General features: G+C 68.6%; 17 protein-coding genes and 1 tRNA gene. 11 read left to right on the top strand and 7 right to left on the bottom strand.

Features of this window, described 5'->3' with window-relative positions:
* A partial coding sequence (locus tag I53_RS03030; RefSeq protein ID WP_043346499.1) for a GGDEF domain-containing protein occupies positions 1-1,651 on the bottom strand: 1,651 nt, incomplete at its 3' end.
* Positions 1,652-1,987: 336 nt separating this feature from the next.
* Here I53_RS03030 and I53_RS03025 point away from each other — a divergent pair.
* Positions 1,988-3,607, top strand: a complete 1,620-nt coding sequence (locus tag I53_RS03025; protein ID WP_043346512.1) for a methyl-accepting chemotaxis protein — start codon at positions 1,988-1,990, stop codon at positions 3,605-3,607.
* A 101-nt stretch (positions 3,608-3,708) separates the two neighbouring features.
* Here the strand turns inward: I53_RS03025 and I53_RS03020 are convergent, their stop codons facing one another.
* Both I53_RS03020 and I53_RS03015 read right to left on the bottom strand, forming a co-directional pair.
* Complete coding sequence (locus I53_RS03020) at positions 3,709-3,978, bottom strand: hypothetical protein (RefSeq protein ID WP_043346497.1); 270 nt, start codon at positions 3,976-3,978, stop codon at positions 3,709-3,711.
* A gap of 83 nt (positions 3,979-4,061) precedes the next feature.
* The gene (locus I53_RS03015) at positions 4,062-5,012 is read right to left on the bottom strand and encodes an SGNH/GDSL hydrolase family protein (protein ID WP_251982195.1); all 951 of its coding nucleotides are present in this window, start codon (positions 5,010-5,012) and stop codon (positions 4,062-4,064) included.
* A 261-nt stretch (positions 5,013-5,273) separates the two neighbouring features.
* Here I53_RS03015 and I53_RS03010 point away from each other — a divergent pair, with 261 nt between their 5' ends.
* The 3 genes from I53_RS03010 to I53_RS03000 all read left to right on the top strand — a co-directional run bounded on the left by I53_RS03010 (position 5,274) and on the right by I53_RS03000 (position 9,603).
* A complete protein-coding gene (locus I53_RS03010) occupies positions 5,274-6,551 on the top strand; it encodes a hypothetical protein (RefSeq protein WP_051044644.1) in 1,278 nt (425 codons plus the stop codon).
* 147 nt (positions 6,552-6,698) lie between these two features.
* Positions 6,699-8,126: a hypothetical protein gene (locus I53_RS03005; RefSeq protein WP_251982194.1), complete on the top strand. Its 1,428-nt coding sequence runs from the start codon at positions 6,699-6,701 to the stop codon at positions 8,124-8,126.
* A 259-nt stretch (positions 8,127-8,385) separates the two neighbouring features.
* The gene (locus I53_RS03000; RefSeq protein ID WP_043346491.1) at positions 8,386-9,603 is read left to right on the top strand and encodes a flagellin; all 1,218 of its coding nucleotides are present in this window, start codon (positions 8,386-8,388) and stop codon (positions 9,601-9,603) included.
* 553 nt (positions 9,604-10,156) lie between these two features.
* Here the strand turns inward: I53_RS03000 and I53_RS30300 are convergent.
* Entirely contained in the window at positions 10,157-11,233 is a 1,077-nt protein-coding gene (locus tag I53_RS30300; RefSeq protein WP_051044643.1) for a hypothetical protein, read from the bottom strand.
* Positions 11,234-11,922: 689 nt separating this feature from the next.
* Here I53_RS30300 and I53_RS02990 point away from each other — a divergent pair.
* The 6 genes from I53_RS02990 to I53_RS02965 all read left to right on the top strand — a co-directional run bounded on the left by I53_RS02990 (position 11,923) and on the right by I53_RS02965 (position 17,980).
* A complete protein-coding gene (locus I53_RS02990; protein WP_244539021.1) occupies positions 11,923-12,243 on the top strand; it encodes a hypothetical protein in 321 nt (106 codons plus the stop codon).
* Between the two features lie 758 nt (positions 12,244-13,001).
* The gene (locus I53_RS02985) at positions 13,002-13,427 is read left to right on the top strand and encodes a hypothetical protein (RefSeq protein ID WP_043346504.1); all 426 of its coding nucleotides are present in this window, start codon (positions 13,002-13,004) and stop codon (positions 13,425-13,427) included.
* Positions 13,428-13,756: 329 nt separating this feature from the next.
* Positions 13,757-13,981 carry an Rmf/CrpP family protein gene (locus I53_RS02980; protein WP_043346489.1) on the top strand — a complete coding sequence of 75 codons (225 nt, stop codon included), beginning with the start codon at positions 13,757-13,759 and terminating at the stop codon, positions 13,979-13,981.
* Between the two features lie 164 nt (positions 13,982-14,145).
* Complete coding sequence (locus I53_RS02975; protein WP_043346502.1) at positions 14,146-16,224, top strand: ATP-binding protein; 2,079 nt, start codon at positions 14,146-14,148, stop codon at positions 16,222-16,224.
* A 13-nt stretch (positions 16,225-16,237) separates the two neighbouring features.
* Positions 16,238-16,903, top strand: a complete 666-nt coding sequence (locus I53_RS02970) for a response regulator transcription factor (RefSeq protein ID WP_043346486.1) — start codon at positions 16,238-16,240, stop codon at positions 16,901-16,903.
* A gap of 84 nt (positions 16,904-16,987) precedes the next feature.
* On the top strand, positions 16,988-17,980 hold the full coding sequence (locus I53_RS02965; protein ID WP_043346484.1) for a DUF808 domain-containing protein: 993 nt from the start codon (positions 16,988-16,990) through the stop codon (positions 17,978-17,980).
* Between the two features lie 168 nt (positions 17,981-18,148).
* Here I53_RS02965 and I53_RS02960 read toward each other — a convergent pair.
* The 3 genes from I53_RS02960 to I53_RS02950 form a co-directional block, all read right to left on the bottom strand.
* Positions 18,149-18,223, bottom strand: a tRNA-Gly gene (locus I53_RS02960).
* A 108-nt stretch (positions 18,224-18,331) separates the two neighbouring features.
* A complete protein-coding gene (locus I53_RS02955) occupies positions 18,332-18,796 on the bottom strand; it encodes an NUDIX domain-containing protein (protein WP_043346483.1) in 465 nt (154 codons plus the stop codon).
* A 13-nt stretch (positions 18,797-18,809) separates the two neighbouring features.
* Complete coding sequence (locus I53_RS02950; protein ID WP_043346482.1) at positions 18,810-19,505, bottom strand: fumarylacetoacetate hydrolase family protein; 696 nt, start codon at positions 19,503-19,505, stop codon at positions 18,810-18,812.
* Positions 19,506-19,642: 137 nt separating this feature from the next.
* Here I53_RS02950 and I53_RS02945 point away from each other — a divergent pair.
* A partial coding sequence (locus I53_RS02945; protein ID WP_043346481.1) for an FAD-binding oxidoreductase occupies positions 19,643-20,209 on the top strand: 567 nt, incomplete at its 3' end.

Below are 20,209 nucleotides of genomic sequence, written 5' to 3'. Positions count from 1 at the left end.
ACACCCCGCGGCACTCCTTGGCCGACACGATCGGCTGGAAGTAGAGGACGAACTCGTTCCGATCGAGCGCGCCGCGCAGATCGGACGTCAGGGCGCGCCGCGCCTCGATCCGCTCGTCCATCTCGGCTTCGTAGAACCGGTAACCGTTCCGCCCCTCGCTCTTCATGCGGTAAAGAGCGAGATCGGCCCGCCGCATGATCTCCTGGCATCCGTCCTGTGGCGCGATGGCGATCCCGATGCTGACACTGACGGTCAGCCGAATGCCGTCGACGGTGAATGGCGAGGCGAGCGCCTCGACGATGCCGCTCGCGAGGGACTCGATGGCGTGCAGGTCCCGGGCGCTCCGCCCGGCCGCGAGCACCGCGAACTCGTCACCCGCGAGGCGGGCGAGTTGCACGTCGGCGCTCTCGAAGCCCCGCAGCCGCTCGGCCACGGCTGTAAGGAGCTTGTCGCCGACGGCGTGGCCGAACGTGTCGTTGACGCTCTTGAACTCGTCGAGGTCGAGGGCGAGCACGGCGAACCGGTCGCCCTGCGCGAGTCGTGCCCGGGCCGTCTCCTGAAGCTGGTGGAACAGAACCCGGTTGGGGAGATCGGTCAGGGAATCGTGCAGGGCGAGATAGGACAGGCGCTCCTCGGAGCGCCGCTTCTCGGTCACATCGGAGCCGACGCCGCGATAGCCTGAGAACACGCCGGCCCGGTTGAAGGTCGGCTTTCCGGAGAGGCACCAGGTCCGCCGCTCACCGGCAATGTCGAGTTGCAGGTGGAGATTCCGGAAGACGCGCCGCTCCGCGATGCAGCTCCAGAGAGCCGTGCTCGAATGGCTCTTGGGCGGCGCCAGCGGCGGGAGCAGCAGGCGTTCCAGCGGCAGGCCCATGAGCTGTCGCTCGGAGGAACCGGCGACCTCGATCAGGCGCGGCGAGACGTGCTGCAGCCGCAGGTCGGCATCCGTCTCCCAGAGCCAATCGCTGGCACTCTCCTCGAACTCGTTGAGCAGGAGATGGGTGAATTCCTGCTGCCGCTCCAGCTCGATCTGCGCGATGACGCGCATCGTGAGCAGGCGGCTGAGGTGCAGGATCGTGAAGCAGATGAAGCTCGCATAGAAGAACAGCAGAACGCCGACATAGATGTAGAAGGCCTCGCCCGTCGCCGCGAGGGCGATGAACGAACCGACGATGATCAGGCCGGCATACCCGATGGCGACTCGGGGCAGCACCGCCGCGCTCATCCCCGTCGCGATCAGGCCCGCCATGCTGGAGGCAATCAGGAGCCGCCCATTCGGATCGGCCCCGGCGAACAGCATCACCGGGATGGAGGCCAGGAGAAGGCCATAGATCTGCGCGGCGAGGACGAGCCGCTTGACGAAGGAGGATGGCACCTCGAGCGGCTTGGGCTGCGAGCGCCAGCGCCAGCACTGCCGGAGTGAGACGACCGCCAGCGGCAGGACGAGGGCTTCCAGGCCCGCGAGATAGGCGCGGTTCCCGGGCTGCCAGAACAGGTAGACGATGACCTGTACGACGCTCAGGCTCACGAGAATCGTGAAGGGCACCAGACGAAGGGCGACGTCGAGCTGCTCGATCCGCGCGCGTGCCCTGAGGTTCGCGTCGAGTGGATCAGCCTTGCGATCGGTATCGATCAGGAAAGAAATCAGCATCTCCCGCGACACAAATGCTCGTTGCAAAACCGTTACGATCAAGAACTCCGGATATCAGCGCTTAGATGCATACGAATTGGTTCGCCCGCACAAGTTCAACTTGCTCGATGGTGAACAATTCGTAAATTCCGGCCTGGAGTTCGGCATCCGCCCCTCCGGTGATCACAGCCACCAGGCGGCGGTGTCCGGGCCAGGCGACCGTCGTTGCGCCATTTGCCGGGGGCGGGACGTAGGGCCGTCCCTCGCATCGACCGGGCGACGGCGCTAAGAGGCCCCGATGCCTCGATCGCGGCCCATCCGGCGCCGTCCGCAGCTCCGAGCAGGATGAAGCAGACCATGCCCCAATCGCTGGGTCTCAACCGCATATTGGGCGGTGCCATCGGGATCATCGCGCTGGTCTCTGTCCTCAGCAGCGGTGCGGTCCTGGTTACGGGCGATCAATTGCGGGACGCGACCGACGCGCGAAGCCGGTCAAACCAGCTGGTTCGCGCCCTCGACAGCTTCCGCGCGGCCATGCTCAACCAGGAAACCGGGTTGCGCGGCTACCTGATCACGGGGCGCGACGGCAGCCTGGAACCGTACCGAGCCGGCCGTCAGACGCTGGACGAGGCGATCGACCGGCTCAGGGGCCTCGTCGGTCAGGATGCGGAGCGGACACGCCTGCTCGCCGCCGCAGTGGCGGCGGCTCGCAGCTGGCAGACCGAGGTCGGCGAGGCGGCCATCCGCATGGCGGCCGATCCGGCGAAACGGGCCGAGGCGGTCCGCATCGAAGCCGACGGTCAGGGCAAGCAGCTCTTCGACACCTTCCGCGAAAAGCTGTCGGCCATCGAAGGCCTCGAAGAGGTGGTACGGACGGCTCTGGCCGAGCGCGTGGCCCGGGGCGAGCGCAACGAGAGCATCGCCCTGTGGGGCGGAACGCTCATCACCCTCCTGATCTGCCTGGGGATCGGAATCGCCATCAACCGCCTCATCGTCCAGCCGCTGGTGCGCGTGATGGCCTTCGTCGGCCGCGTCGGCGAGGGCGACCTGTCCAGCCAGTTGGCTGTTCGCGCCGGTGGTGAAGTGGGCCGACTTTCAGCGACGCTGAACACGATGGTTGCGGGTCTGTCGGATCTGGCGCGGACCAACCGGGCGGCGACGGCGGACCTGAACGCGGCGGCGGCGGAGATCCGCGCCTCGGCGCAGGAGCAGGCGGCCTCGGTGGAGCAGCAATTCGCGGCCGTGCAGGAGACGGCGGCCACGGTCGACGAGATCACCCATTCGGGCGCGCAGATCAGCAAGCGGGCCACCGAGGTGATCGCCACCGCCCAGGCGACCGCGCAGACCTCCCGCCAGGGCCTGCGCGCCGTCTCCGACACCGCCAAGGCCATGGAGGCGATCCGCGAGCAGGCGGAGGCGGTGGCCGGCAACATCGTCAGCCTGTCGGAGAAGACCCAGACGATCGGCGACATCATCGAGACGGTCAACGACATCTCGGAGCGCACGCATCTGCTGGCGCTCAACGCCGCCATCGAGGCGGCGGCGGCCGGCGAGAGCGGGCGCAGCTTCGCGGTGGTCGCTTCCGAGATGAAGCTCCTGGCCGATCAGGCCAAGGCGGCCACCGGCCAGGTGCGGGGGATCCTGGGCGAGATCCAGCGGGGCATCAACACCTCGGTGATGCTCACCGAGGAGGCGGTCAAGCGCGCCGCCGCCGGCAAGACGCGCTCGGACACGACGCAGCGGACCATCGAGGAGATCACCGCCCGGGTGGAGGAGAACGTCCAGACCTTCCAGCAGATCGTCGCCTCGACCAACCAGCAGCAGCTCGGCATCGAGCAGGTGATGGGCGCGCTCCAGAACATCCGCCAGGCCAGCCAGCAGACCGCGGCCGGCACCCGGCAGGTCGAGGCCGCCTCCGCCAACCTCACCGAACTCGCCCAGGCCCTCATGGCCCTCGCCGAACGCTACCGGAACTGAGGCGGCGCGCCCCTTGGCCGGATCGTCCAGTCCCGGTTCTGCCGACCCGGCCCTTCGCTTCCTACGGACCGAGTGGGACCGAGTGTCAGGCCCGGGGCGGTTCAGCCGCGACGGGCGGAGCGATGGGCCGGACGGCGGGCGCCGGCATCCGCACGCCGGCGTGCGGCCCGGACGCGCTCGATGTCGGTTATCCCGACCGGACTGGGCGGCGCGTCGCGGGTGAACGGCATGCGACTGCGGACATCGCCGTAATAGTCCGACCCCCCCATTCCGAAACTGCCCGCAACCACGGCTCCGTCCAGGCGCGTATCGCCGGCTGCTGCGCCCGTGGCGATGAGGACGAGGACAGGGGCGGCGAGGAGGAGGCGCATGGAAGCATCTGGCCGCCAATCTGCGGCAGCTTTGCGACGGTTGCCGTCACGAGCGCGTCCCGGGCTGTCGGGCCGTCTTCAGTTCAGGCGTTCGGGTCGCCGTGGGGGGAGCGGGTCGGACGCGGGTGCGGCTTCTGCCAACCCGTCCGACCTTGCGCGAAGCCGACTTCAAGAAAGTGGATCAGCGGATTGACGCCTGCGGCGCGGACGTCGGCGTTGGCTTCGAGATAGCCGTCGGTGCTGAACTGTCCGCTCGGGTCTCGCCCCTCGCGCCATCCCAGATCGAGGTAGTGCCGCGCCAGCCCGTGGGGATACCGACACGTGTCGGCGTACCAGCTCCTGTAATATTCCTCATCGAAACCCGGGAGCGCGCTGTCCAGGTAGGGCTCGGATTTGAAGTGCGTCCGGACGTGGCTGGCGATGCGGGCGGCGACGGCCGTGTAATCCCGCAGGTAGGTGCCATCGACGAAGGCGTCATCCTCGGCCAAGCCGAAACGGGCGCCGCGCAATCCCGCAAACGGATCGAAGAACGAGACGCCGCGGCGCACGCAGACAGCGCGGAGGCAATCCGAATAGACTTCGACCGCGGCAGGGTCGCGTTCCGATGCCTTCGCGGCAGGGGTCGGGGGCAACGCCGCCACGAGCGTATCGAGGGTCCAGGCCTGGAGGCGATCGACGATCCGGTCTGTCTGCCCGAAGAAGTCGTCGGTCGCTGCCTTCGACAGCGCCGAGCGGGCGCGGATGTCGTTGGTCCCGATGATCAGGACGGCGAGCAGAGCCGGCAGGGGCGCGCGCAACAGATCGAGGGCGCGGCCACAGGAGCGCGCCGTCGCTCCGGCGATGCCCGCGTTGAGGACGGGGCGCGGAACGATCGGTCGCGGCATGAGCGCCGCATGCACGTCCCCGACCAGAACGATGCAGCCGCTCGGCGCAGCATCGAAGCCAGCCTGGATGTGGCCGAGCCCGTGACGTCGGAGGGCGCCGGTGCGAAACGCCCTCAAGGCCCCCGAAAAGCGCATGCGAATCTTGAACACTGCCCCCGCGTCCCGCACCGTAGGAGGTTCAGTTTTCACAAGTCCAGTCTTTCTCCAGCCTGCCAGCGCCTTTTGACCTCGCCCCCCTTGTCATGGGAGGGAGATCCCCAGGACGTCCGGATGATGAATGATGGCTCGCGGCGGAACCGTCTTCGGCGGCGGGCTGTTGAGGAGCCCGCTCGGTCGTGCAATGGAGCGCGCGCCCATCGGCGCCGTCGACCGCCACAATGCTTTCGCGTGCTCAGGTCCTTGTCCGATCCTATGGTCCGCGGCTACTTATCGTTCACCCCATTCAAGTTGAGAGACCTTCATCCGGCACCGGTCGGGCGACGGCACGTTTTCTTCATTCACGGCTTCGACGCCCGCAGCGGGATCCGGTTTCCTGCGTTCTTCAAACGGGAACTCGGCCGGCATACGGCCCGGTTCGGAACCATGCCGCGCGCGGTCTCGGAGATCCGGATCAGCGCCGACGGTCTCAGCCGGACCTGGACGGTCGGCGCACCGGCGGATGGCGACGGTGCCGCCGTCTGTTGCGAGACCTTGATCTGGAGCGACATCGTCCACGCGGATCTCTCCCGGCCCGTGCTCCGCCAGTTGGCGCTGCTGGCAAGAAGCGTCGTTTCGGGGCTCGCACAGGGGTTGTTTTTCAAGACGGCGCGCTTCGGATGGCCCTACACCCTGCTGAGCGCTTTTCCGTTCTTCGTCGTCTTCGTCGTCCCGGCCCTGCTGATCTCGGCCGGCACGGCGCTCTTCGCCGTCCTGAAACCGTTATCGCCGATGGAAACGGTCGGGGCGGCGCTGATCTGCGCCGTGGCCGCGGGCACGGGTCTCTACGCCATCCGCAAGGCGCTGGGCCGGCTGTTCTTCTGGCATATCCTGAGCATACGCATCTTCTTCTGGCAGCATGCCACGGGCCGGCGACCGGATTACGAGGCGCGAATCGCGCTTTTCAGCGAGCGAATCCTGACGGAACTGGCACAATGGCGTGCGCATCCGGCGGAGGCGCCCGATGAGGTCATGATCGTCGGTCATTCCCTCGGTGCTGCCATGGCCGTGGAGGTCGCTGCCCGGATCCTCGCGCGCCTCGGTACGGACGATCGGCCCCTACCCCGCTTGTCCCTGGTCACGCTGGGCTCGGGGCTTCCCTTCGTCGCGTTGCCGAAGGAAGCCGTGGGGATCCGCGCACGCATCGCGTCGCTCGTCTACAGCGACCGCATCGTCTGGTGCGACTATCAGGCGCCGCAGGATTGGCTCAACTGCTACGGGTTCAACCCCATTTTCGACATCGGTCTCGAGAGACCGGCCTTTCTCGCCCACAATCCATTGATACGATCGGCTGGGGTCAAGGATCGGATACCGGAATGTGACTACAAGCGCTTGCGTCTTCGGCCGTTTCACATGCACTTCCAGTTCCTGAAAGCCAATTTCAGGCCCGGAGAATACGATTTCTTCGAGATGATCCTGGGCCGGCAATCGCTCCTGGGTCGCGCCCTCCGTCCGAACTGCCGGCGCCCCGTCGCCCCTGCGCAGGACCCGTAGGGTCGGCCCCGGTCGGATGCCGACCCACGCGCGATCCAGGCGTTCAGGCCGTCGGCAGCAGGGCCGCCTTATTCAGGTCGCCAGTCTCGGGACAGGTGCTCCGGCCGGCGTTGAAACGGACGGCGCGCATCGCGGGAGATCGTGAGAGTGAAGCCCGGTTCTGCCCTGCTCATCGGCGCCCTTTTCGCCCTGGTGCTGGCGTCGCTCGCCCTTCCGGCCCGGGTCGAGGCCGACTGGAAGGGACCCGACGCGCAGCCCCTCTTCGTCAACGAGGCGAATCCGGCCGGCTACAATTACGCGCCCAGCATCATCTCGGAGAACGGCGTCACCGATTTCTGGTGGTGCGGTCAGGGCCAGACCGATGTCATCTTCCATCGATCCTACGACCCGCAGACCGGCTTCTCGCCGGCCCGGATCGTGTTCAAGCCGACGCCCGGCTCCTGGAACCGCCAATACGTCTGTGATCCCAGCGTGATCCGGGGCCGCTTCGTCAACCCCGGGGACGGCCAGACCTACACCTATGCGATGTACTATTCGGGCGCGGACAACCAGCCTGGGAACAACAATCAGACCGGTCTCGCATTCTCGAACGACAAGGTGACGTGGGTCGACTATCCCGAACCGGTCATCAGGCCGCTCAACCCGGCGGTGGCGCAGGGCAACTACGGCACCGGTCAGCCGGCGTCGTTCACGGACGGCAAGTCCGGTCTCTTCGTCTTCACGACGGACCTCACCGGACCACAGGGCGTTGCCGGCTTCGGCGATCTCTACGTCCGTCACACCGCGGACGGCATCCATTTCGGGGCGCCGGTGCGGATCCCCAACGGGACGACCGATGGAGCGACCATCAATCCGAACTCCGATTTCGCGTACGATGCCAAGACGGGAGACGTCTACGTCATCACCGGGCTTCCGGGTCGCGTGTGCCATCAGGTCGCCTGCAAGGATCCGGCCCGCAACCCCGACCGCGAGACCTACCAGATGGGCCTGTTCAAGATGCCCTTGAAGGTCCTGTTGAGCGGGTCACCGGCACGTTGGACGCCGCTCGGCTATCTGAACTCCGACGTGACCGGCTTCTATCTCAATCACAGTCCGGGCTTCCGGCGGGACGGTACGGGGAGTCTCACGCCCTTCCTGCCTGACATCACCGTCTTCTTCTCGGGCGGCGACCCTTACCCGGGCACGTGGCGGATCGCCGAGGCGCGCGCGACCCGCGGTGCCGACCGTTTGCCCTTGCGGCGCGCCATTGGTCCCGCCGGACACTGGGTCACGACGGGCTATGTCGCGCCCGCCTACAGGGCCGAGGGCAGCGTCGGCAGCGTCTTGACGCTTTCGGCCCCCGGGACCGCAAGACTGATGAGTTGCGTGGCGGGACAGGATCACTTCCTCAGCCGGGACGTGCGCTGCGAGGGGCAGACCCCGCTGGGGCAGACCGGCTACGTCTTCGAGGCCCCCAGGCCCGGCAGCCACCCCATCTACCGCTGCAATGCCGGCGGTCGCGATCACTTCGTATCGACCCTCGCGGGCTGTGAAGGGCACACGACCGAGGGCCTGCTCGGCTACGCACTCGATTGACTTCCCTTCGCGCGGCTCGCCGTACCGGTCCGACCGCTGAGATATCAGGCGGCATGAGCGACCGCGCGTGATCAAGTCTCCAATCGGCCGATACCGGCCTGTGCTGCAGCGGGCAGATGAGCCTAGCGCCGGCACAGGGTTTCGGAAGGAGCGGCGGGGCGCTGAAAATACTCGCGCAGTTAATCCGTATTTAACCTTAAGCGGTATTCTTAAGCGATCCCCGAGAATCGGGTTGCTCCGGTTGGAAAGTTAGCGATCCATGTCTTCCATCACCCTGTCGGCCGCGACACGCCAGAACCTGCTCTCCCTGCAGGATACCGCCCAGCTGATGGCGACCACGCAGAACCGCCTCGCCACCGGCAAGACGGTGAATTCCGCCCTCGACAACCCGACCAACTTCTTCACCTCCCAGTCCCTCGACGCCCGGTCCTCGAACCTGAACACCCTGCTCGACGGCATCTCCAACGGCGTCCAGACGATCCAGGCCGCCAACCAGGGCATCACCTCGATCCAGAAGCTGGTCGATCAGGCCAAGTCCATCGCCAACCAGGCCCTCTCGACCCAGCTCTCCACCACCGGAACCGCCGCCAACGCCTACAGCGCCAGCACCGCCTCCCAGACGGTGCTCCTGACTATCAACGGCACCTCCGTGTCGGCCACCATCGCCGCCTCGTCGAGCATCAGCGCCACCGTCGCGGCCCTGAACGCCGCCGTCAGCTCGGCGTCGACCTCGTCCAGCGGCTCGTTCGGCGCAGGCGCGATCTTCTCGGCCGACAGCACCGGCACGAAGATCGTCCTGAACGCCCAGGCCGATGTGGAGTTTCAGAACTCCGGCAGCCAGACGGCGCTCGGCTTCACCGGATCGAGCACCACCGCCTCGACCTACGGCACCGCCGCCACCACCGTCGTCTCCAGCGACCTCTCGATCTCCGGCGTGTCGCAGCGCGCCTCTCTGGCGAGCCAGTACAACAACCTGCTCAACCAGATCACGCAGCTCGCCGGCGATGCCAGCTACAACGGCGTCAACCTCATTGCCGGCAAGGGCAATGACATGAACATCAAGTTCAACGACACCGGCAGCTCGAACCTGAACGTCGCCTCGGTGGATGCCACGTCCAGCGGCCTGGGCCTGTCGTCGATCACCAACTCGAACAGCACGTCCAGCCAGAACGGCCTCGGCAACTTCCTGTTGAACTCGGACGTCAACAAGACCCTGTCGACCCTGACGAGCGCCGGCAACACGCTGAACTCCGCGGCGAGCGCGCTCGGCTCGAACCTGTCGGTCGTGCAGAACCGCCAGGACTTCTCCAAGCAGCTGATCAACGTGCTGCAGACCGGCTCGGCCAACCTGACCAACGCCGATCTGAACCAGGAAGCGGCCAATTCCCAGGCGCTGTCGACCCGGCAGTCGATGGGCATCTCCGCCCTGTCCCTGGCCAACTCCGCGCAGCAGGGCGTCCTCCAGCTCCTGCGCTAATCCTGCGCTAAGCCTTCGTCACATCATCGCCATGACGGCCGGAGCGACGCTCCGGCCGTTTGCATGAGAAGCGTCGGACAACGACGGATTCCTTTCGAACGCCGATGGCATCGCGGGCCGGAGCCGATACGGCGTGAGAGGCTGCGCCACGCCCCGAATACCGACGCGCTTCGGCAAGCGCGTCCTCGAAACCATTCGACAGCCCGGCAGCCCGGACCGGGGCGGATCCATGGGTGCGGTCCCCAAGGATGCGGGAACCGTGTCGATTACGCTTTCAGCGGCAGGGACCCGATCGTCTCCAGGATGCGTTGCGGCTTAGAGATCGGACAACCCGACGGATTTCTCGTCTGTCGGCTCGCACGGCTTCGAACAAGCCCTGTGACTGGGGCGCAGAGAAGGGATCATCTTCCCTACGGCGGGCAGGCGAGGTCGCCGCCCGGCCACCTGATCTGCGCCGCCAAGTCCTGAAGACGCTGGCGCGTCAAAGCGATCTTACATGCCCCGGCAAGCATCGGGCGAGGCTGCCGTTGTGCCCGGGCGTCGTGGTGTCGGCTCACGGTTGGTCGGCGTCCGGGACCGCGCCGCGGGCGCGGAAGCCGTAATATCCGCGGTCGGCGTCGAACAGGACATCGAAACCGTTCAGGACGTGCAGCCCCGTATTGACGAAGGGTTGCGGGCGCGTGGTGTTCAGAACGATGCGCTCCGGTGCGAGTCCCGTGGTGTGGTCGCCGACGGTGACCGTGTAAGCGGCGGCGGCGCCGAAGCGAAAACGCAGTCGCGTTCCGGGAAGGAGCGCACTGTGACCGGTCGCGTCGGTCTGAAGGCTGGTGGCCACCTCCGAGGGCGGCAGGGTCAGGAACATGGCAGTGACGCCGGTGTCGAGCAGTGCCCGGCCGCAGGCGCCCGGCTCCCGACCGTCGACGGAAATGCACACGGGCACGCCCAGCCAGTCGCCCGGCACGCGCGGGTGGGGATCGAGCTTGACGAAGCGGTAGCGGCCGTGGGTGTTTGCGCGCGTCAGGCCGACATGGACGCCTCGGGCGGTGAGCACGTAGCCGCGCCGGATCGCACCGGGGCCGGACGGCTCTGCATTGAGCAGGGGATTGGTGTCGGGCGTGCTCTGGCTCTGGCTGTCGTCCTCGCGGCCGAATCCGATGCCCAGCATGGCCACGTGCTCCGGCGCCTCTTCCGGGGTGCAGTGGCGGGCCTGCGCGGTGCAGGCGATGCGGTCGACCGCGAGGACCGGGATCGGCCGCGTCGCCACGCTCTCGCCGTCGCGGCCCCACAGGATTACCGGGACGCGTATCCAGCGGCCAATCATGATGCGGCCGGAGCTCGTGTAGGTGATGCGCCCAGGCTGGCTGGGCAGCGTCGCGTTGTCGGGGATGCGGCTGGCCGAGACCACGATGCCGGTCGAGCCGGTATCCACCAATACGGGCCGGGGCGCGCCGCCGAAGGAGAGCCCGAGCCGCGGCGACTGCGCGATGGCGTCGCCGGGTTGCGGTGCATTCAGGAAAGGCAGGAACACGCCACGCCGGTCCTCCAGATAGCTCGGGCCGTCCTCGGCGTTCGCGAACTTGGCCGGTCCGAGGAGCCCGGCCACAGCGAAACCCGCGCTCAGGACAGCCAAACCCGATCTTGCGCCGTGACCGCGCGCCTGAGCGTCGCCGCGGGGACGTTGCAAAGCCTGCCGCATACCGGTCCTCCGCGGGACGATATCTGAGCGATCCCGCTCACATGCTCGGCCCTTCCGGGCAACGCTTCAATCCACGCGCCCTTGATGGGCGGCGAGCCAGCGCCGGCTGAACGGCAGCGCGATCCGTGCATCCACGGTGTGACATTGTGTCCTGATCCCGCGGCGGATAATCCTGTCGTGCGCCCGAACCGGGTGCACCCCGTGTCGAGGATCATGAGCTCGGGCCGCGACCCGGGGCAGGAGGACGTTCTTGCCGAGAGCCGAACCGGGATCTGCCCGGACGTCCGCCGCCCGCACCGCGATCACTCCGTTCGGCCTGATCGGCCAGAGCCGAATACGACCAGCCCGGGCAGCACCCGATCCGGCGGCCTTGGCCGAGACCGCCCGCGGCGCAGCTGTGGTGATCGGCAAGAACAGCGTGAGGCAGACTACGACGGTCGGCGAAATCCTGGCGCTGCCCGTCACGGCCGGCGCGACGACCCGCCACCGCCGCGGCCACGGGAACTCGCATGGGGCGCGACCGGTGCAGGCGGGCACCGACCGATCCGCCCCCGCCCGAAGGAGGAGGTCCGATGAGCGCCCTTGAGACTGGACGGCCGGACCGGTCCCGCCGGCGTCTGCGCGTGATCCTGATCCTGATGGTCGTCGCGTGGCTGCCGGCTTTGCCCTTCGCCGCCGGTGCCGCGCTGACCAGCCTCACCGGCTGCCAAGTCAACGAGGCAAACACGTATCCCTGCTCGGTCGCCGGTCACGATATCGGCGAGCTGCTGTACGGGCTGATGATGACGGGCTGGGTGTTGATCGCCTTCCTGCCGTTCATGGCCCTGACCCTGCTGCTCGCCGCCGGGCAGGGCTTGCTGATGCTGGTCGGAGCGTTGCGGCGGAGAGGAGAGACGCGTCACGAGACGCACGATCGGGCGCGCCATGATCTTCGTGGAGGATGAAGGCGTCAGCGCGATTGGTCGAGGCGCCGGCTTCGCGGAGGCCGCGGGTCTCCGACGTCGGCCCGGCCGCGCCGCCGCACATGGGGTTACGAGGTCGTCCGGCGGCCGAGCACGCGGGGCATCCGCCTCGGTGACGGCTCTCCCTGGGTTCCGGCCATCCGCAGGCTTCTCCCAATTCTAAACGCCCGGCTACGCCCAGGGTCCGTTGGCCTGAGGCCAGTCCAGGCCGTGCCACCGTCTCTCGGTCCAGACCGGACTGTGCGCGCGCGGGACCTCGGAGAGATCGGACGCGAGCAGGCCGCCTCCGAATCGCGCCCAGTCCTCTAGCGTATGCGTCCGGCCGGCCTGCGGACCGTGCCGCTCCCGCGTCATCTTCAGCGGGGATCCCACGCGCCCGCAACGCCGATACCAGTTCCGCGCGCGCCGCACGGGCAGGCCCACCGCCAACTTCATGCCGTTCCCCCTGGCGCGACCATGCGGCGAGGCGCCCTCAGCCCCGTCGACCTGGGCTCCCAACCGCCAAGCTAAGCCAGGCCTTCAACGCAAGCATGTCGGGCCGACCCTGACACGCCTTCCGATCTCTCCGACTGCTGATCGGGCCAGCGGACCACAGATGGGACGGCGGGACAGTGGCCGGAGATTTCGATCTTCGTCCGCCGCCTTCGGGGCACGCCGCCGCGTTCGACGGCGGCGAAGGCTCGGTTCCCCGTCCGACCGTGGCCGCACGGTCGTCCTTCCTCTTCCGTGGAGTTCAGCCCATGAAACGTCTTGCGATCACCCTGACGGCGCTCTCGAGCCTCGTTCTGTTTGCGCCGTCGAGCGAAGCGCGGCCCTACGGTCATGGCCCCGGCCTCCATCACGGGCACCACCATCTGGGCCATGGCGCCTGGAGAGGGCGACGCCACGGATTGCACCATCACCGACTCCACCGGCACCACATCCACCGGTTCCGTCCGCACCACAGGCGGTATCGCGGTTATCGGGGTGTGACCTTCCGCCCCTCCGCCTATGGCTACCGGCCGCACGCATACGGCTACGGCGGTCCCCGTGGGTACCGCGGGCCGGGTTTCGCCACCGGCCTCGGCCTTGCGGCGGCGGGTGCCGGGCCGAACCTCTATCGGCCGGTCTACAGCCGTCCCTACGGCTACCGTTACGCGCCGGCCGGCTACGGCTGCGGCTTCTAGGAAGCCCCTCAGGATCCGGGAAGCCGACGTGCGGCAGCCTCCCGGATCCGTGGGCCATGAAGGCTGTCCGGGTGACCCCTGCGCAGGATCCAGCAAGGAACCGCGGGCGTCCCGACAGGCGTCGACGCTCAACGACCGCATGATTTGCCGCTTGGGTGCCGCTTTCGCGCAATGGTCAACGGATGATCGTCTGCACAGCGTGTCGGGATAACCCCGACACGCGTCGGTGAGAGCAGCATCGCGACCTGAAACAGCTTGCTCGACCGTTCGAACTGCGCGCTTCTCACGGTGCGGGACATCATCCCGAGCAGCCGGAGAGATCAGCGCCCATGCTCATGGACATCGTCAAACAGGGGGCCCGCGCGCGTTCCGTCGGTCGGCCCCGCGATGCCTGTCCGTATCCCGGCGAGTCGCGCGAGCGCCGCGCGTGGTTCGAGGGCTATGACGGCTCCTCCTGGGCCGTTGCGACGCGGATGCCGCATCCGGCCCGGATGCTGCCCGGATCGGCGCTCTGCGACACCACCCTCGCTTCGGACGCACTCCCGCCGGCTTGATCGCGGGGCGACTTTTCCGCGACAGAGCGCGTGGCACACGGGCCGGGACGGGGACTCGGGAGACGGGTGGCGATGCGCTCGGGACGGCGAGACAGGAAGGCCGAGCCGCCTGAGCGATGGAGGTCGGGTTCGCGTTGGCGCGCTGCGTGCCCGCGCCCGGGCCCATGAACATCCGACCCCGCGACGCCGCCATCCACGGGTCTGAGCCCCCGCTGAGCCGCGGCAGCCGCCGGACCTTCATCGCCCTCGCCCTCGCGGCGGCCATACCGGTCCTGCTGCTGAGCGGCTGGGTCGCCACGCTCATGGCGCAGCAGCAGCGCGACCTCGCCCGGAACGCTGCGGTCGCCAGCGCGACCCGTGTGGCCGAGCGCGTCGCCTCGGACATTGCGGCCCAGATCGCGGTTCTCGAAGCGGAGGCCGCCTCCGCCACCCTCGACCGACCGGATCTCGCGGCCTTCTACGCCGAGGCCGAGCGGTTGAGGCAGGCGCATCCGCTCTGGGAGACGGTGGAACTCGCCGGTCCGGACGGCGCTCAGATCGTCAACCTGCTCCGCTCCCTCGAAGAGGAACTGGGACCGACTTCGGACCGGCAGAGCTTCGACGCCGTGGTGCAGACGCGTCAGCCGGTGATCGGCGGCATCGGTCCGGCCGGCCTGATCTCCGGCAAGCGCCTCGTCGCCCTTCGCGTCCCGGTCATCCGCGACGGGATCCTGCGCTACGTGCTGTCGGTCCGGCTTGCCACAAACGCGGTGAGCTCGATCCTGCGGGATGCCGGTGCCCCCGAGGGCTGGGTCGGTACCATCGTGGATGCGGACGGGAACACCATCGCCCGGACCCGGGCCGAGGTCGAGGAACTCGGCCACCCTGCGAATCCCGCCTTGCAGGCGGCGATCCGGCACGCGCCCAACGGATTTTACACCGGCCCGACGCTGGAGGGCGCGAATGTCGAGGTGGTCTACCGGACGCTGAAGCACACCGGCGGCTGGTCGGTACATTTCGGGATGCCGGTCGCCACCCTCAACGCCCCGGTGTCACGGTCGTATGTCGTGCTGGGCGGCGGCAGCTTCGTCAGCATCGGCCTCGCCCTGGCGCTGGTCGGATTGGTGGGCCGCGACATGGCGCAGCGCCGTGCGGGCGAGCAGGCCCGGTTCTCCCTCGCCCTCCGGTCCAGCGAGGAGCAGGGCGCGGTCGCCGCCGAGGCCGCGGAACTCGGCACGTTGCGCTGGGACACCGTCGCGCGCCGGGTGACGGGTTCTGCACGCGCGGCCGAGCTTCTGGGGTGGCGGGCGGCCGCGGAAGGGCGCGACAGCGCCGTGGACGCCGATACCGTCCTGCAGGCGGTCGAGCCGGAGGATCGCGGGCGCCTGAGCGAAGCCCTGCGCCGGAGCCTCGCGGAGGGTACGCCGCTCGACGTCGAGTTCCGCGTGAACCGGCTCGATCGGGAACCGCGCTGGGTCCGCGTGGCCGGTCGCGTGCCACAGCTTCACGAGGACACCCCGGATGGGCTGATCTACGGCGTGGTTTCGGATATCGAGCCGCGCAAGCGCGCCGAGGCCGAACGGTCCGCGCTGCTCCGCCGCCTCGGCGAGGCGCAGGAGAACGAGCAGCGCCGGATCGCGCGGGAACTGCACGATCAGGTCGGCCAGACGGTGACCGGCCTGTCGCTGGGCCTCAAGAGCATGGAGCGGCTCCTGGCCCGCGGTGCCACAGCTGAAGCCGGAAGGCAGATGGAGTGGCTGCAAGCGCTTGCCGGGGAGATCGGACGCGACATCCATCGGGCTGCCGTCGACCTGAGGCCGACCGCCCTCGACGATCTCGGCCTGCGCGAGGCGCTCGCGACGCTGCTGCGCGACTGGAGCCAGCGGCACGGGATCCGCGCCGATCTGGAATGCCTGAACGAGGCGACCCGTCTGCCGGCCGCCATCGAGACGGCCGTCTACCGGATCGTGCAGGAGGCCCTCACCAACGTGCTCAAGCATGCCCGCGCCGCGAGCGTCAGCGTCTCCGTGGAGAAGCGCACCACCGAGATGCGGGTCGTCATCGAGGATGACGGCGTCGGCTTCAACCCCGAGGACCTCCGCGACCGTTCCGGCAGCGATGGACAGGCGAAGCTGCGGCTGGGACTGTCCGGGATCCGCGAGCGCCTGTCCCTTCTCGGCGGGACACTCACGCTGGAATCGTCCCCAGATGTCGGCACAACCCTGTTCGTGACCATTCCCGTACCGCACCATCCCGAACCCTGAGGAGAAGCGCCCGATGGATCGCATCCGCGTCGCCCTGGCCGACGACCACCCCATCGTCCTCGCCGGGATCCGGACGCTCCTGAACGCCGACCCCGAGATCGAGCTGGTGGGCGAGGCGACGAACGGCAGCGAGGCGCTGCCGATGATCCATGCAGCCGACCCCGACGTCGCCGTGGTCGATGTTTCGATGCCCGGTCTCAACGGGCTCGAGCTCACCGAGCGCGTGGCGGATGCGTGCCCGCGAACGCGCGTGCTGGTTCTGACGGTCCATGAGGATGCGGCCTACGTCCAGCCGCTGCTCAAGGCCGGCGCCCGGGGATACCTGCTCAAACGCTCGGCCGCGGAGGATCTGCTCCGCGCGGTCCGCGCCGTCGCCGCAGGCGGCGTCTATCTCGACCCTTCGGTGGCGAGCCATGCCCTGGCGCATCCTGCAGCAGACTCCCGGATCTCGGTGGCCGAGCCTGCCGCAGACGCGCTGAGCCCGCGCGAGACGGACGTCCTTCGCCTGATCGCCCAGGGCTTCAGCAACAAGGAGATCGCGCGCCGCTTCGATCTCAGCGTCAAGTCCGTGGAGACCTACAAGGCGCGGGCCGCCGAAAAGCTCGGCCTGCGCACGCGTGCGGAGATCATCCGTTACGCGGCCGCGCACGGATGGCTCGATGCCCTGGCCCTGCGCTAGGAGCCGCGATTCTTTGAGCGCGACGGATCAAATCGCGGCGCGGTTCGTCTGTCTGGCGGATCGAATACGGATGAGGGGAGACGTGTGAGCGTCGGATTGATTGCCCTGCTGGACGATGTCGCCTTCATGGTCAGGAGTGCGGCGGCGTCCCTCGACGACGTGGCAGGCCAGGCCGCGAAAGCCGGAACCAAAGCGGCCGGTGTCGTCATCGACGATGCGGCGGTGACGCCCCGCTACGTCGTCGGCTTCGCGGCGGAGCGCGAGTTGCCCATCGTCGGCAAGATCGCCGTCGGATCGCTCCGCAACAAGCTCCTGTTCCTGCTCCCGGGCGCCCTGGCGCTGAGCGCCTTCGCGCCCTGGGCGATCACGCCGCTCCTGATGCTGGGCGGTGCGTATCTCTGCTACGAAGGCACCGAGAAGGTCTACGAGGGCCTCTTTCCCCATCGCGCCCACGGCGACGCGGCGGACCACGCGGACGGCGCCGGTGGCGCTGCGGCCGGAGAAGAGCGCCGCGTGGCGAGCGCCATCAAGACCGACTTCATCCTCTCGGCCGAGATCATGGCCATCACCCTCGCGGCCTTGCCGGAGGGCAGCTTCTGGATGCGGGCGGCCGTCCTGGCCATCGTTGCTCTGGGCATCACCGTGGGCGTCTACGGCGTGGTCGCTGTGATCGTGAAGGCTGACGACGCGGGCTTGGCTCTGGCCCGCAGCACGGCCGGGCCGCCGCTCGGAAGCCTCGTCCGCGGGCTCGGCCGCGGCGTCGTTAAAGGCATGCCGATCCTGCTCGGTCTCCTGGCCGTCGTCGGTACGGCGGCCATGATCTGGGTCGGCGGCGGGATCCTGATGCACGGTCTGGAGACCTACGGCCTGGCATGGCCCGCGCACGCCGCCCACGACGCGGCGACGGCAGCGTCCGCGCGCTTGCCGTTCGCCAAGGGCTTCGTCGAATGGCTGGTCACCGCCCTCGCGTCGGGCCTGATCGGGCTGGTGGTCGGCGGCCTGCTGATTCCGCTCACGAACTTCGTGCTGGCGCCGACGTGGCACGCCCTGTCGGCCCTGCGGAAGCAGACTGCCTGATCCGAGAAACGTCGAGGCCGAGCGGTATGGTGTTCCAGACGGTCACTGTACCGCTCGGCCTCCTCCGAAGCCCCGTAGCCCGGCGGCCGAGGATGCTTCTGCAGAACCCAGAAACGACAAAGGCCGCAGAACTGCGGCCTTGTAAGTCGATCGTACGGTTGGGAAAACTGGAGCGGGCGAAGGGATTCGAACCCTCGACCCCAACCTTGGCAAGGTTGTGCTCTACCCCTGAGCTACACCCGCTCACTAGTGCCGCGCCGCCTGGACTTTCGTGCCGGCGGCCCCCGGCGCGGCTCTCTAAACACCATTCCGGCGGACGACGCAAGCGCCCTTTTCGCGAACCGTGACGATTTACCAATTCGGGTCCGGCGGGAGGCCTTCGTGGATCTCGCGGAGCCGGGCGCGGGTCCCCCGGGTGGTGCACTCGGGCAATGCGTCCAGCGCGAAGAAGGCGCATTCGGCGACCTCCCGGTCCGGCGCCTTGGGGCGCAGCACCGTGAAGGCCGGCAGGACGAACAATGCGACGTGATCGCGGGGGGCGGCCACCACATTCCGGTAGAGGGCGTGCAGGCGCGGCTCCCCCTGGGGCACGATCTCGGCCTCCTCGCGGAATTCCCGCACCATCGCGTCGCGCACGGCCTCGCCGCGCTCCACACCGCCGCCGGGCAGGTGCCAGCCGCTGACATAGGTGTGGCGCACGAGGGCCACACGTCCCGCCCCGTCCAGGGCGACGCCGCGCACGCCGAGGGTCATGCCCCGGGACGCGAGAGCCCCGAGGTGGAACAGGCGCCGCAGGAGCGGCCGGTCGAGGAGCATGCGGGTGCGCGGCTCAGACGACGTCGAGGGTGATCTCGCCGAGCCCGGCGATCGCCGCGACCATGCGCTGACCGCGCTGGACCGGGCCGACGCCGGCAGGCGTGCCGGTGAAGATCAGGTCGCCCGGTTGCAGGGCGAAGTAACCCGACAGGTAGGCGATCTGCTCGGCGACGGACCAGATCATGTCGGCCAGGTCGCCCTTCTGACGAATCTCGCCGTCCACCGACAGCGTGATCGCGCCCCGCGCCGGATGGCCGAAAACGGAGACCGGATGCAAAGCGCCGGTCGGGCCGGACCCGTCGGCCGCCTTGGCGGTGTCCCAGGGCCGCGACATCTTCTTGGCCTCGTCCTGGACGTCGCGCCGGGTCATGTCGAGGCCGACCGCGTAGCCGTAGACGTGGTCGAGGGCGGTCTCCGCCGGGATGTCGCTGCCGCCGCTGGCGAGGGCCGCCACCATCTCGACCTCGAAATGGTAGTTGCCGGTCTTCGGGGGGTAGGCGTGAGGCGTCGGCTCGGAACCGACGATCTGCAGGGCGTCCGCGGGCTTCATGAAGAAGAACGGCGGCTCCCGGTCGGGGTCCGCCCCCATCTCGCGGGCATGGGCGGCGTAGTTGCGGCCGACGCAATAGACGCGGCGCACGGGAAACAGGTCGCTGCTGCCCACGATGGGGAGCGCGATGCGTTGCGGGTTCTGGATGACGGAGAGCATCTCTGCCTCTGCGGTGGATCGTCCGGACGGCCCGGCGCGACGACGCCCGGGCCCTACATCATCGTTGTAAGGTCCGCACCGGCGCGCGCCATACCGGAGCTTGCGTACCCCCGCCCCTGGCCTACAGAATCTTTGCGATGACCCCGACAGCCGCCCTCGACACCCTGCTGACCGCCCTGCGGGACGGGCTCGGCGCGCGGCACGTGCTGACCGATCCGGACGCCCTGGCGCCCTACCTGACCGAGAGCCGGCGCCTGTTCACCGGATCGGCCCTCGCCGTGCTGCGGCCCGGGAGCACCGAGGAGGTCGCCTTCGCGGTCCGCGCCTGCACGCAGGCCGGCATCGCGGTCGTGCCGCTCGGCGGCAATACCGGCCTGACGGGCGCCGGGGTGCCGGAAGGAGGCATGGTGCTGTCCCTGGAGCGCATGACCCGGCTGCGGGCGGTCGATCCGGTGGATGCCACCATCACGGTGGAGGCCGGGATGATCCTGCAGGACGTGCAGGACGCGGCCGAGGCGGCCGGCATGCTGTTTCCGCTCTCCTATGCGTCCCGGGGCTCGGCCCGGATCGGCGGCGGCGTCAGCACCAATGCCGGCGGGATCGCGGTCCTCGCCTACGGCAACGCCCGCGACCTCGTCCTGGGGCTCGAGGTCGTGCTCGCGGACGGACGGGTCTGGAACGGGCTCAAGTCCCTGCGCAAGGAC

Source organism: Methylobacterium sp. B1 (genome assembly GCF_000333255.1).
Taxonomy (GTDB): Bacteria; Pseudomonadota; Alphaproteobacteria; order Rhizobiales; family Beijerinckiaceae; genus Methylobacterium; species Methylobacterium fujisawaense.
This window is presented reverse-complemented; position numbering and strand designations above follow the sequence as displayed.